The 12489-nt window shown below is 40.2% G+C and carries 21 protein-coding genes and 1 tRNA gene; all 22 read left to right on the top strand.

Translation table 11 applies throughout. The features are described 5' to 3' along the window. Positions 1 to 54: 54 nt before the first annotated feature. The 22 genes from rplN to HF312_14735 all read left to right on the top strand — a co-directional run bounded on the left by rplN (position 55) and on the right by HF312_14735 (position 12481). The gene (gene rplN / locus HF312_14840) at positions 55 to 423 is read left to right on the top strand and encodes a 50S ribosomal protein L14 (GenBank protein MCU7521496.1); all 369 of its coding nucleotides are present in this window, start codon (positions 55 to 57) and stop codon (positions 421 to 423) included. Positions 424 to 437: 14 nt separating this feature from the next. Further along, entirely contained in the window at positions 438 to 764 is a 327-nt protein-coding gene (rplX, locus tag HF312_14835) for a 50S ribosomal protein L24 (protein MCU7521495.1), read from the top strand. A 30-nt stretch (positions 765 to 794) separates the two neighbouring features. Next, positions 795 to 1463 (top strand): 50S ribosomal protein L5, encoded by a 669-nt coding sequence (gene rplE, locus HF312_14830; GenBank protein ID MCU7521494.1) that lies wholly within the window; start codon positions 795 to 797, stop codon positions 1461 to 1463. Between the two features lie 13 nt (positions 1464 to 1476). Then, positions 1477 to 1746 (top strand): 30S ribosomal protein S14, encoded by a 270-nt coding sequence (gene rpsN / locus HF312_14825; GenBank protein ID MCU7521493.1) that lies wholly within the window; start codon positions 1477 to 1479, stop codon positions 1744 to 1746. A gap of 18 nt (positions 1747 to 1764) precedes the next feature. Beyond that, the gene (rpsH, locus tag HF312_14820) at positions 1765 to 2160 is read left to right on the top strand and encodes a 30S ribosomal protein S8 (GenBank protein ID MCU7521492.1); all 396 of its coding nucleotides are present in this window, start codon (positions 1765 to 1767) and stop codon (positions 2158 to 2160) included. A 21-nt stretch (positions 2161 to 2181) separates the two neighbouring features. Then, positions 2182 to 2718, top strand: coding sequence for a 50S ribosomal protein L6 (rplF, locus tag HF312_14815; GenBank protein ID MCU7521491.1), 537 nt, complete (start codon positions 2182 to 2184; stop codon positions 2716 to 2718). A gap of 18 nt (positions 2719 to 2736) precedes the next feature. Continuing rightward, a complete protein-coding gene (locus tag HF312_14810) occupies positions 2737 to 3102 on the top strand; it encodes a 50S ribosomal protein L18 (protein ID MCU7521490.1) in 366 nt (121 codons plus the stop codon). Between the two features lie 7 nt (positions 3103 to 3109). Continuing rightward, a tRNA-Gln gene (locus tag HF312_14805) sits at positions 3110 to 3183 on the top strand. Positions 3184 to 3227: 44 nt separating this feature from the next. Then, positions 3228 to 3734, top strand: a complete 507-nt coding sequence (gene rpsE / locus HF312_14800) for a 30S ribosomal protein S5 (GenBank protein ID MCU7521489.1) — start codon at positions 3228 to 3230, stop codon at positions 3732 to 3734. 17 nt (positions 3735 to 3751) lie between these two features. Continuing rightward, a complete protein-coding gene (gene rpmD / locus HF312_14795) occupies positions 3752 to 3946 on the top strand; it encodes a 50S ribosomal protein L30 (protein ID MCU7521488.1) in 195 nt (64 codons plus the stop codon). Between the two features lie 9 nt (positions 3947 to 3955). Further along, positions 3956 to 4417, top strand: a complete 462-nt coding sequence (rplO, locus tag HF312_14790) for a 50S ribosomal protein L15 (GenBank protein ID MCU7521487.1) — start codon at positions 3956 to 3958, stop codon at positions 4415 to 4417. Further along, positions 4417 to 5751 carry a preprotein translocase subunit SecY gene (gene secY, locus HF312_14785; protein ID MCU7521486.1) on the top strand — a complete coding sequence of 445 codons (1335 nt, stop codon included), beginning with the start codon at positions 4417 to 4419 and terminating at the stop codon, positions 5749 to 5751. The genes rplO and secY overlap by 1 nt, the downstream gene beginning before the upstream one ends. Before the next feature lie 9 nt (positions 5752 to 5760). Further along, positions 5761 to 6522, top strand: a complete 762-nt coding sequence (map, locus tag HF312_14780; GenBank protein MCU7521485.1) for a type I methionyl aminopeptidase — start codon at positions 5761 to 5763, stop codon at positions 6520 to 6522. Positions 6523 to 6529: 7 nt separating this feature from the next. Next, on the top strand, positions 6530 to 6748 hold the full coding sequence (infA, locus tag HF312_14775; protein ID MCU7521484.1) for a translation initiation factor IF-1: 219 nt from the start codon (positions 6530 to 6532) through the stop codon (positions 6746 to 6748). A gap of 10 nt (positions 6749 to 6758) precedes the next feature. Continuing rightward, complete coding sequence (gene rpmJ / locus HF312_14770; protein ID MCU7521483.1) at positions 6759 to 6872, top strand: 50S ribosomal protein L36; 114 nt, start codon at positions 6759 to 6761, stop codon at positions 6870 to 6872. A 23-nt stretch (positions 6873 to 6895) separates the two neighbouring features. After that, positions 6896 to 7279 carry a 30S ribosomal protein S13 gene (gene rpsM / locus HF312_14765; GenBank protein MCU7521482.1) on the top strand — a complete coding sequence of 128 codons (384 nt, stop codon included), beginning with the start codon at positions 6896 to 6898 and terminating at the stop codon, positions 7277 to 7279. Positions 7280 to 7305: 26 nt separating this feature from the next. After that, positions 7306 to 7692, top strand: coding sequence for a 30S ribosomal protein S11 (rpsK, locus tag HF312_14760; GenBank protein ID MCU7521481.1), 387 nt, complete (start codon positions 7306 to 7308; stop codon positions 7690 to 7692). Between the two features lie 19 nt (positions 7693 to 7711). After that, positions 7712 to 8338, top strand: a complete 627-nt coding sequence (gene rpsD / locus HF312_14755) for a 30S ribosomal protein S4 (protein ID MCU7521480.1) — start codon at positions 7712 to 7714, stop codon at positions 8336 to 8338. A 45-nt stretch (positions 8339 to 8383) separates the two neighbouring features. After that, a complete protein-coding gene (locus tag HF312_14750; protein ID MCU7521479.1) occupies positions 8384 to 9379 on the top strand; it encodes a DNA-directed RNA polymerase subunit alpha in 996 nt (331 codons plus the stop codon). Positions 9380 to 9423: 44 nt separating this feature from the next. Next, positions 9424 to 9903, top strand: coding sequence for a 50S ribosomal protein L17 (gene rplQ / locus HF312_14745; GenBank protein MCU7521478.1), 480 nt, complete (start codon positions 9424 to 9426; stop codon positions 9901 to 9903). A 58-nt stretch (positions 9904 to 9961) separates the two neighbouring features. Next, positions 9962 to 10549 (top strand): YihA family ribosome biogenesis GTP-binding protein, encoded by a 588-nt coding sequence (locus tag HF312_14740; GenBank protein ID MCU7521477.1) that lies wholly within the window; start codon positions 9962 to 9964, stop codon positions 10547 to 10549. Positions 10550 to 10633: 84 nt separating this feature from the next. Next, positions 10634 to 12481: a GAF domain-containing protein gene (locus HF312_14735; GenBank protein MCU7521476.1), complete on the top strand. Its 1848-nt coding sequence runs from the start codon at positions 10634 to 10636 to the stop codon at positions 12479 to 12481. The last annotated feature ends 8 nt before the right edge of the window (positions 12482 to 12489 follow it).

Raw genomic sequence — 12489 nt, 5'->3', positions numbered from 1 at the left:
TTGAGATTTATAAAAATCCCGGCTTGACGGGAAAGTTTTAGGGAGAATACCAAAATGGTTCAGGAAGAAACAAATCTAGTAGTTGCTGACAACTCGGGCGCAAAAAAAGTAAGGTGCATCAGAGTACTTGGGGGAAGCAGCAGGAGATATGCAAGCGTTGGAGATACAATTGTTGTCAGCGTAAAGACAGCAATACCAGGCGGAACCGTAAAAAAGGGTGAGGTTTCAAGAGCAGTAGTCGTCCGTACTACTAAGGAAGTTAGACGTAAGGACGGAAGTTATATCAGGTTTGATGAAAATGCTGCCGTACTGATTAACAATCAGAATGAACCCAAGGGAACCCGTATCTTCGGCCCCGTTGCAAGAGAGTTAAGAGACAAGAAGTTCATGAAAATTATTTCTTTAGCCCCAGAAGTGTTATAAAGCAGGATTTCAAAATGAAAATACATAAAAATGATAATGTAGTGGTTATTTCAGGCAACTCAAAAGGTAAAACCGGTAAAGTCCTGAAAGTATTTCCAAAACTGAATAGAGTTATTATTGAGGGTGTTAATCTCAGAAAAAGACACACTAAACCAAATCAGAGAAATCCTCAGGGAGGCATTGTTGAGAAGGAAGCTCCAATCAATGCTTCAAACGTTATGATTATGGATCCGAAGGCAAATAAACCGGCTAGAGTTGGCAAACAGATAATTATTGATGAAAAAACTGGAAAACAGAAAAGAATAAGAGTTAGCAGACACAGTGGTGAAATGCTTTCATAATACTTTATTTATAGAGGTTTGATTATTACTATGGCTGAAAAGAAATCACAGAAAACTGAAACAACGAAAAAAGAACAACCCAGGGCAAAAGCCGGCAAGGATACTGCCGTAGCTGAGGCTCCTGCTAAAGAGGAAAAAGTTACACCCAGGTTGGCTGAAAAATATAAAAAAGAGATTGGTCCTGAATTGCAGAAGAGATTCTCTTACAAGAGCGTAATGCAGATACCAAAGCTCCAGAAAATCGTTATTAACATGGGTGTAGGTTCTGCCGTTCAGGATCCTAAGAACCTTGATGAAGCTACAAGGGACCTGGAGACCATCACGGGTCAGAAGGCAAGCGTTAGAAAAGCCAAGAAATCCATCTCTAACTTCAAGCTGCGTGAAGGCGTGAAGATTGGCGTTATGGTAACTTTAAGACGTGAAAGGATGTATGAATTTTTGGACCGTCTTATTTCAATAGCTTTACCACGCGTTAGAGATTTCAGAGGTATCCCCGACAAGTCATTTGATGGCCGCGGGAACTATACTCTTGGTATTAAGGAACAGATCATATTTCCTGAAATTAACACCGATAAGGTTACAAAAATTTTAGGTATGGACATTACGTTTGTAACAAGCGCCAAGACAGACAATGAAGCATATGAACTTTTAACTGCTTTTGGTGTTCCATTTAGAAAAAAAGAAATTAAACAATCGTAAAAAGGAATTTTAGATGGCTAGAAAATCGTTGCTGGCTCGTGAAGCTAAAAGACAAAAAATGGTTGATAAGTACAAGAAAATCAGACAGGAATTGAAAGAAAGCGGAAATTATGATGCTTTACAGGCACTTCCAAAAAACGCAAACCCTATCAGGCTTCACAACAGGTGTTTGATGACCGGAAGAGCAAGAGGTGTTTATAGAAAGTTCGGAGTTTCCCGTTTGGTCTTTAGAGAAATGGCTCTTCGCGGCGAAATTCCTGGAATTAAAAAGTCAAGTTGGTAATATTTAGGAGAATATTAAATGCCAGTTACGGATCCTATTGCAGATTTTTTAACAAGAATTCGGAATGCTGTAAAAGCAAAAAAGAAATTTGTTGAAATACCTTCTTCAGCAATGAAGAGGAGTTTAACTGAAATTCTTAAAAATGAAAGCTTTATAACAGGTTACGAAGTAATTGAAGACAACAAGCAGAACTTTCTGAAGCTTCAGCTTAAATATATTCAGGGCTCTCCTTCAATCTCAGGATTAAAGAGAGTAAGCACACCAGGCTTAAGAATATATGCCGGAAAAGATAATCTGCCTAAAGTGTTAAATGGACTTGGTATTGCTGTCATATCTACTTCAAAAGGATTAATGACGGAAAAACAGGCTAAAAAGGAAGCAGTTGGCGGGGAAGTACTCTGCCATATTTGGTAATTTATTGTATGGAGTTTGACAGTGTCACGTATAGGTAAAAAGCCCGTATCATTAAAAGGAGTAACTGTTAACGTAACAGGTAATACTCTTAAAGTAAAAGGCCAGAAAGGTGAATTAGTTAAGACCTTTCATCCAAGCATGAAAATTGAAGCTAATACGGATGAGGTTTTAGTCACTAGACCTGATGACAGTAAGGAAAACAGAGCTTTACACGGATTAACTAGATCTCTGATACAGAATATGGTTACCGGAGTTCAGGAAGGATATACTAAAACTTTAGATATAGTTGGCGTTGGTTACAGGGCGGAATTAAAGGGGAAAAATCTCCTTATGAACCTCGGATATTCACATCCGATATATTTCATGCCGCCGGCCGAGATTACTCTTGAGGTAACATCACCAACACAGGTTAAAATCAGCGGAATAGATAAAGAATTAGTAGGTCTGGTCGCAGCTAAAATTAGGTCCTTCAAAAAACCAGAACCTTACAAAGGTAAGGGAATTAAGTACTCTGACGAAGTAATTGTAAGAAAAGCAGGCAAAACTGCCGGTAAGTAGAATTGGAGATTCTGAAAAATGAGTTCAAAAGAAAAAAATTCAAGATATCGTTCTAAAATTAAAATTAGAAAACATATTTCTGGTACTGCCGAAAGACCCAGAATGACAATCACAAGAAGCCTTACGCAGGTTTATGTGCAGTTGATTGATGATGTTACAGGGCGCACGCTCGTATCGGCATCAAGCAAGTCAAAAGACGCCTTAGAAGAGCTTAAGAGCGTTAAGGGTAAAGTTGGAATGAGCAAGGTCGTAGGAAAAATTGCTGCTAAGAAGGCTCTGGAAAACAATATTACATCTGTTGTCTTCGACCGTAACGGCTACCGTTATCACGGAAGAATAAAAGCTGTTGCAGATGGTGCAAGAGAAGGCGGCTTAAAATTTTAATGAAAGTTGCCGGGTCGTCTAATGGCAGGACAACGCCCTTTGGAGGCGTCTGTAGAGGTTCGAATCCTCTCCCGGCAGCCAGGAAACCAGAAATTAAATTGAGCAATGAGTAAACGGAGAATAAATTGAAGAACTTAAAAGTAAGTGAAATTGAAGGTCTCAAAGAAAAAGTTGTTTATATAAACCGAGTCGCCAAAGTAGTAAAAGGCGGTAGAAGGTTCAGCTTTAACGCTATTGTGGTTGTAGGTGACGGACAGGGACATGTAGGGGTTGGCCTCGGAAAAGCTAATGAAGTAACAGATGCTATCTCCAAAGGAATTGACGACGCAAAGAAAAACGTCTATAAGGTGTCTATCATTAAAGGCACTGTTCCTCATGAAATCCTGGGTAAGTATGGGGCCGGTAAGGTTTTATTGAAACCAGCTTCTCCGGGAACAGGTCTTATTGCTGGCGGCGGCGTTCGTGCTGTCCTGGAATCAGCAGGTGTTCAGGATATTCTTACTAAATCTCTGGGCTCCAGTAATCCTCACAACCTGGTTAAAGCGACACTGAACGGTCTGCTTGAGCTGACAGATGCCAGAACAATGGCTTCCAAGAGAGGAATAACAACACAAGAATTATTTAAATCTTAAGAGAGACGAGATTTGCAATGCCTAAAAAGTTAAAAATTACCCAAACCAAAAGTGTGATCGACAGAAATAAAAAGCAGAAACTGACAATTGAAGCCCTTGGATTAGGCAGACCTAATTATACAGTTGTCCATAACGATACTCCTCAGATAAGAGGCATGTTAAACAAGGTTTCTCATTTAATAAGCATTGAAGAAGTCGAAGTAAAAGATTAAGGAACATAAATGGATATTTTAAGTAATCTCACGTACGCAAAAGGTTCAAAAAAGAATACAAAAAGAATTGGACGCGGTCAAGGCAGCGGTCATGGCGGCACTTCAACAAAAGGTATGAACGGACAGATGTCACGTTCAGGTGCAAATAAAAAGGCATGGTTCGAAGGTGGCCAGATGCCTTTACAGAGAAGAATTCCAAAACGCGGCTTTACAAATATCTTTAAAATTCAATATATTGCCGTTAACGTTAGCAGGCTTCAGAAACTTGTGGACGATAAGAAAATTACAGACGGATTGGTCAATTCGGTTGTACTCTATAAATCAGGTTTAATCTCAAATGCAAATGCTCCTTTCAAACTCCTGGGAGACGGCGAATTAAAAGCTAAATTAAATGTTGAGACTTATGCCTGCAGTGAATCAGCCAGACAGAAGATTGAAGCTGCCGGTGGAACAATTAAAATTATAAAATAATGGCAAAAATACAAGAAACCTTCAGAAATATCTTTAAGATTCACGAGCTTAGGCAAAGGCTTTTATATACCTTTGCCTTACTTGTTATCGTGCGTATTGGCGCACACGTAACTTTACCCGGAATCGACGCAAAAGTTCTGGCAGATGCTATGTCAAACAGAACTTCTGACAATCTTTTCGGGTTATACGATCTGTTCGTGGGCGGTGCATTCCATAATGCTGCTATATTTGCTCTTGGAATTATGCCCTATATCTCATCCTCTATTATCATCCAGCTTATGGGTGCTGTAGTTCCTTATTTCCAGAAACTCCAGCAGGAAGGTGAGGACGGAAGAAAGAAAATCACACAGCTTACACGTTACGGAACTGTTTTAATCTCTGCCTTACAGGCATGGGGCGTAACAATTCACCTGCTGAATCTGAACAATAACGGTCTTCCTATTGTTCCTGATGCTGTAAGAGGAATCGGTTTTACAGTTTCCACTATTTTCTTCCTTGTTGCAGGCACCATGTTTATGATGTGGATGGGCGAGCAGATTACAGATAAGGGTATCGGAAACGGTATCTCTCTTATAATCTTTATCGGTATTATCGATCGTTTCCCGTATGCAATCCTGGATGAATACAGATTACTTGATTCAGGACAGAGAAATTTAATTATTGAGCTGGTTATTCTTACATTTATGGTTCTTGTTATTGCCGGTGTTGTGCTGGTAACACAGGGAACGCGAAGAATTCCGGTTCAGTATGCAAAGAGAGTTGTTGGAAGAAAGGTTTATGGCGGCGTGACACAGTACATCCCGCTTAAGGTTAACACTGCAGGTGTAATGCCTATAATATTTGCACAGTCAATCATGTTTATTCCGAATACTGTACTTTCTTTCTTCCCGAATAATGAATTTATGCAGAGCCTGGCACATTACTTTGAGTACCGTTCTGCTACTTACTCTGTAATTTACGCTCTGATGATTATTTTCTTTACCTATTTCTATACGGCTATCGCTTTTAATCCTAAGGACGTTGCCGATACAATGAAGAAACAGGGCGGGTTCATTCCTGGTATCAGACCCGGAAAACAGACATCAGACTTTATTGATAATATATTAACTAAGATTACTTTGCCCGGAAGCTTTTTCCTTGCAATAGTTGCTATATTGCCTGCTTTTATCTCAGGATTCGGAGTTTCCGGACAGTTTTCATCTTTCTTTGGCGGAACCAGCCTTCTGATTATCGTTGGTGTAGCTCTTGATACCTTACAGCAGATAGAATCACATCTGCTAATGAGACACTATGACGGTTTCATGAAGAGCGGTAAGATCAAGGGAAGAAGATGAGAGTTTATTGTGATTTATGTAAAAACTAAGAAGGAAATTGATTATATTCGTGAGAGCTGTAAAATTGTTGCTGAAACACTGCAGCTTCTCAAAAGGTATGTAAAACCCGGCATTACAACTTTGGAACTAGACCGTATTGCCGATGATTACATACAGAGCCAGGGGGGGAAATCAGCTTTTAAGGGGTATTCCCAGGCGGGCTCATTCAAGTTTCCTGGATGTATCTGTGCCTCGGTTGACGATGAAGTTGTTCACGGAATACCGGGCGGCAGAGTACTTAACGAAGGTGAAATCATCTCTCTGGATTGCGGTGTCGTAAAGAACAGATATTTTGGAGATGCGGCTTTGACCGTAGCCGTAGGAGAGATTTCTGCTGAGAAGCAGAGACTAATGGATATAACAGAAAAATCCTTATACGAAGGAATTGAACAGGCCGTAGAAGGCAACAGGATTCACGATATTTCTTTTGCCGTACAGAAATATGTTGAAGAAAACGGGTTCTCTATTGTAAGAGATCTGTGCGGGCATGGAGTAGGGAAGTATCTGCATGAAGATCCTTCAATTCCGAATTTCGGTAAAAGAGGAACAGGAGCCCTGCTCAAAAACGGAATGACAATTGCAATTGAACCAATGGTCAATTACGGAAAATACAGTGTTAGGATGGCTGATGATGGATGGACGATTCTGACTTATGACGCCTCACCATCGGCACATTTTGAGCACACAGTGGCTATTGACGGCGGTAAACCAGAAATTCTTACAGTTTGTTGAAAAAAATATGTCAAAACAGGGTCCTATAAAAGTAGACGGTATTGTTACTGAAACATTGCCAAACGCCCATTTCAGAGTTAAGCTTGATAACGGGCACGAAATACTGGCACATATTTCAGGAAAAATGAGAATGCACTTTATTAAAATTCTGGTTGGGGATAAGGTAGCTATAGAATTATCTCCGTACGACCTGAATAAAGGAAGAATAACTTACAGATATAAATAGCGGAGCTATAATGAAGGTTAGGGCATCAGTTAAAAAAATATGTGATAATTGTAAAATCATAAAACGTAAAGGCACCGTTAGGGTTATTTGCAAGAACCCGAAACACAAACAGCGCCAAGGTTAAAAAGAAAATTAGGAGGCTAGAGTTTGGCTCGTATTGCAGGTATCGATTTACCAAAGAATAAAAAAGCCTACATCGGCTTGACTTACATTTTCGGTGTAGGCCAGCATACTGCTTTATCCATCTTAGAAAAAGCAAAAGTAAATGCTGATAAGAAGATCGGTGATCTAACAGAAGAAGAAGTTGCTGAGATCAGATCAATTATGACCAACGACTATAAGGTTGAAGGTGCATTGAAAAGTGAAGTTCAGCAGAACATCAAACGCTTGATGGACATTGGATCTTACCGTGGTTTAAGACACCGCAGAGGTCTTCCTGTTAGAGGTCAGCGGACGCGCACGAATTCAAGAACCAGGAAAGGTAAGCGCAGAACAGTAGCAGGAAAGAAGAAAACCCCAGCTAAGAAATAATGTTTGAAAAAAAGGAGAAATAAGACTTGGCTAAAGTAGTTAAAAAGACTAAAAAAAGAGTTCATGTAGATGCGGTAGGTGTTGCCCACATTAAAGCTACATTCAATAATGTGATCGTTACTTTAACTGATATCTATGGCAATACTATTTCATGGTCTTCGGCGGGTAAAAACGGCTTTAAGGGATCCAGAAAAAATACGCCCTATGCAGCTCAGGTTTCCGCTGAAGCAGCAGCTAAAGAAGCATATGACTTAGGTTTAAGGAAGATTGACGTTTATGTAAAAGGTCCTGGTGCCGGTAGAGAAGCTGCTATTCGTGCCTTAAATACTGCGGGTATTGAAATTATTTCTATAAAAGACATTACCCCGATACCTCATAACGGGTGTCGTCCACCTAAGAAAAGAAGAGTTTAATTTATTGGAGAAACTTTAGATGGCAAGATATATTGGAGCTGCTTGTAAATTATGCAGAAGAGAAAAACAGAAATTGTTCTTAAAGGGAGCTAAATGTTTTTCCGAAAAATGCACCGTTGAGAAGAAGAATTATCCTCCGGGACAGCATGGTTTATCAAGAAGAGCTAAATTTTCAGAATACGGTGTTCAGCTTAGAGAAAAACAGAAGGTAAAAAGGATTTACGGCCTGCTTGAAACTCAGTTCAACAACTATTTTGAAAACGCTAACAAGCAAAAAGGCATTACCGGCGAAAACCTGGTGAAACTTATTGAAAGAAGATTCGATAACGTGGTCTACAGACTCGGATTTGCGCCTTCAAGAAAAGCTGCACGCCAGCTTATCAGGCACAGGCATTTTCTGATCAACGATCAGATCGTGGATATTCCTTCGTTGTTGCTTTCTCCCGGAGATGTAGTTAAATTACGTGAAAAGAGCAAAAAACTCGATATTATTCACGATTCACTTAAGAGGACAAAGGACAACGTTTATTCCTGGCTGTCTGTGGATAAAGCTGCCCTTACAGGCACTTTCCTCCAGGTTCCGGAAAGAGCTGAAGTTCCGTTGAATGCAAACGAACAGCTGATCGTTGAACTGTACTCTAAGTAAAATTAGATAAGTACGTAAAGTATAAATTATAAAAGAGGATTATAAATGAGTTTCCCTTATTTAAAAATGCCCGAATCTGTTGTGCTGGATGAATCTACATATACCAACACTTTTGGAAGATTTACAGTACAGCCTTTAGAAAGAGGTTTTGGCGTAACTCTCGGAAATTCTTTAAGAAGAGTATTGCTTTCTTCCTTAACGGGAGCAGCAATAACGGCAATAAAAATAGATGGTGTGTTGCATGAATTTTCTACCATACCTGGAGTTGTTGAAGACGTGACAGAGATCGTTCTCAACCTCAAGCAGGTAAGAATGAAAATTCTTAACAAGAAAACCAACAAATTGGAAATATCATTCCAGGGGCCATATAATTTTACGGCTGCCGATTTGCAGAAGAATTCCTCTGACATAGAGATCTTAAATCCCGATCTGCACATTGCTACACTTAACAAGGAAGCAAAGTTCGGAATGGAGATCCGTTTCGGTACAGGAAAGGGTTATATCCCTTCCAGCGAGCATTCAATTCCGGATCAGTCTATTGGCCTGATTCCTATTGATTCAATATTTACACCGATTAAAAATGTTAGGTATGATGTTGAGAATGTCAGAATCGGAGAGAAGAACGATTACGAAAAGCTGACTCTGGAAATCACAACTGATGGTTCCATAACTCCGGAAGATGCTCTTACAAATTCCGGTAAAATATTAAGAGATCATGTTCAACTGTTCATTAACTTCGATGTTGAGCAGGAAGAAGAAAAAGTTGTAAGTGAACAGGATGCTGAAAGAGAAAGGATCAGGAAGATATTAACTACTAGTGTTGACGACCTTGAACTGAGCGTCCGCTCTCATAACTGTCTGAAAGCCGCAAACATTAAGAACCTGGCTGAGCTCGTGCGCAGAGATGAAAACGAAATGCTGAAATTCAGAAATTTCGGAAGAAAATCTCTTGCTGAACTTATTGAAATAGTCGATAACTTCGGCCTGGAATTCGGAATGGATGTAGATAAATACCTAAATGATAAAAACGATAACAGTTAATTTTGCCGCTCAAAGGCGGATTTTCAACATTAAAAGGTTTAGTAATGAGACATAACAATAAAGGTAGAAAACTTGGTAGAACTGCCAGTCATCGAAATGCAACACTGAAATCTTTATCAACTGCTTTGTTTAAACATAAAAGAATTAAAACGACTGTTGCTAAAGCTAAAGAAACCAGAACATTTGCTGAATCTTTAATTACTAAGGCTAAACAGGATACACTGCACGCACGCAGACATATCGCCAGATTCATTAACGACGCTGATGTTGTTAAGGAACTCTTTGGTGAAATCGTTCCTAAGATTGCCGACAGACCGGGCGGATACACAAGAGTTGTAAAACTCGGAAGACGCCTTGGCGATGCTGCCGAAATGGCTATCCTCGAACTGGTCGACTTTAACGAAGTTGCCAACCAGAAGGCTTCTGCAAAGCAGGAACAGAAAACTGAGCGCAAAGAAGCTAAAAAAGCTGCCAAAGAGCAGGCTGAGGTTGAGGACGCTAAAGTAATTGAAGAATCGAAATAATAATTACTTTTGAACTATATAAAAGAGTAACCCTTAAAAAGGTTACTCTTTTTTTATTATGCTAAATAAAATAGAATTTATAACAGCGGCTTTTTCCATCCAGAAACTGCCATCGGCAAATCTTCCAGAGGTGATACTCTGCGGAAGGTCCAACGTTGGCAAATCCTCATTTATTAACTCACTCTTCAACAGGAAAAACCTCGCAAAGACCAGTTCTGTGCCAGGCAAGACACGCTCGCTTAATTATTACCAGGTAGGCAATTCTTTCTATATGGTCGACCTTCCGGGCTACGGCTACGCAAAGGTAAGCAAGGAGGAAAGAAATTACTGGCAGAAAATTATGGAAGGATACTTCTCTTTGGGAAGGAACATTCTTCTTGCCATTCACCTTATCGACAGCCGCCACACACCAACAGCTCTGGACAAGGCCCTAAACAGCTACCTTAAGGAAAACTCAATCCCTTATATAGTTCTTCTCAACAAGTCGGATAAACTCAATCAGTCTGAACTTGCAAAGGCAAAACGCGAGGCTCTAAAGACCTTCCCCGAACTCGTCCCGGGTGAAACCTTAATGTTTTATTCTGCCCTGAATAATACAGGGCACAGGGAAATAATGGAAAGACTTTCAGATTTGGAGAAAAAATAGATTTATTGTTGCTATTTTTAAAATCTAAATTTATATTTAGTCCGGTATATTATCATAAAATCATTATATAGAGACACTGTTACGATGGCACTAGATAAACTAAAGAAAAGAATACTAATTTTTTCAGTTATACCACTGCTGGCTCTTCTTTTATTCTTTGTTGATGATCCTTTATTCAAGGGGATCACAATACTGCTGATCGTAATTTATGTCGGTTTTATTATATTCCTGAGGGATTCCGTAAGAGGTGAAGAAACCTATCCGGCTCCCAATATTACAATTGAACCTCCCACCTATGCTCCCGATGACGGTGAAGCTATTACAATTATTTCCGGAACGAAAAACGTTGAAGTAATTACGGCTGAGACCTATGTGCCTGAACTTCACGCAGGGAAGAAGAACTTCTTTAAGCCGCCTGACCTGAAAGAAAATTTTGTTAAGATTGCAAATGAGGCTTTCCCGGCAAACCTGGGGCACGACGAACAGTTCTCTTTTCTGCTCGAAAAAATTCTTACAATTATAAAGGAAGCCTATCTGGCGCATACGGCTGTCTTCTTCTGGTACAATAAGAAGAAAGAAAAGCTTACACTGGAACGCTTCGTTTCAAGCTCAACCGACATTACACAGAGAAAGTTCGACCTGGAAGACGACATTTTAAGTAAAATTGTCCAGAAGGAAGAGCCTGAAATCCTGACGGAAATTACACCTACGGCTGAGGCGGACGTAATAAGATATTATTCATCTGTGCAGGGAATTAAAAGCTTTGTTGGTGTGCCTCTTTACTACGGCAAGAACCTGGCCGGAATTCTGGCCCTGGATTCAAAGGTGGGAGATGCCTTCGGAATCGAGACCGTTTACTCGCTCGGAAGATTCGTCCGCGTCATCTCCATTGTAATTGCGCTTTTTGACGAGAAGTACAGCGACTCGCTTGCTGAAAAGAAACTCAACGGGCTTCTCGGACTCCTCAACGAGGATAAATTCTTCAGCAACGAAGAAGAGCTTTTTAAGTCCCTGGAAGGATCATTAAAGAATCTTCTGCAGTGGGACGCTTTTACTTTTGTTTTCTTTAAGCCAATGGAACAGAAGTTCAAGTCAGTTAAGATTGTCAACAACACTTCTCTAAAATACATTGGTGAAAACCTTGAGGTTGAATTAAACGGAACGCTTGTAGGCAAGTCAATTGTTAACGGCATGCCGGTTAAAATAGATGATACCTCATCCTCAGGATTCATACGCTTCTCCAAAAGCGAAGATGTCTCATTCGACGGATCCTTTATGGCAATCCCTCTCGTCTACGACAACCAGAGCTATGGTGTGCTGTGTTTTGAAAGCCTGAAGAAAAACGCATACACCAATGCCGACGTACACTTCATGAGAAATACCGCCAGAATTATTGCTTTTATTGTTTACTCGTTCTCGGCACAGTCGGTCCTGAAGAAACTTCTTTCGGTTGATATTGAAACAAAAACTCTGAACAGAGATACATTTATAGAAAGGCTGAATGCAGACCTGCAGAAGTCACTGAGCCTGAACATCCCGGGCGCAATTGTTCTGGTATACATTGATGATTTCCTTGAGCAGGAATCGCTCTTTGAGGGCAATCCCTTCCCCAAGGTGCTCAAGTCCGTTGCACAGACGATCTCAGAGGAGACCAATGCAACAAACCTGCTCGGGAGGATCTCGGAAAGAGTTTTTGGAGTCTATTTCTTCAACACTACGACAAAAGATGTTTTTCTGTGGGCTGAAAAATTGAGGGTTAAAATTGCACGCAAGCCGATAGCCGTGGTTTCAAAGCAGACGACATTCACGGTTTCAATCGGTGTTGCAGCCACATTCAATAAAACCAGTGCCGAAGAAGTACTCCAGAATGCCGACCTGGCCTTAAAGAAGGCTTTGGAAAAGGGCGGCAATACGGTAAGAAACATTAACTAAGCTTTAAG

It is taken from the genome of Ignavibacteria bacterium (genome assembly GCA_025612375.1).
GTDB lineage: Bacteria > Bacteroidota > Ignavibacteria > Ignavibacteriales > SURF-24 > JAAXKN01.
This window is presented reverse-complemented; position numbering and strand designations above follow the sequence as displayed.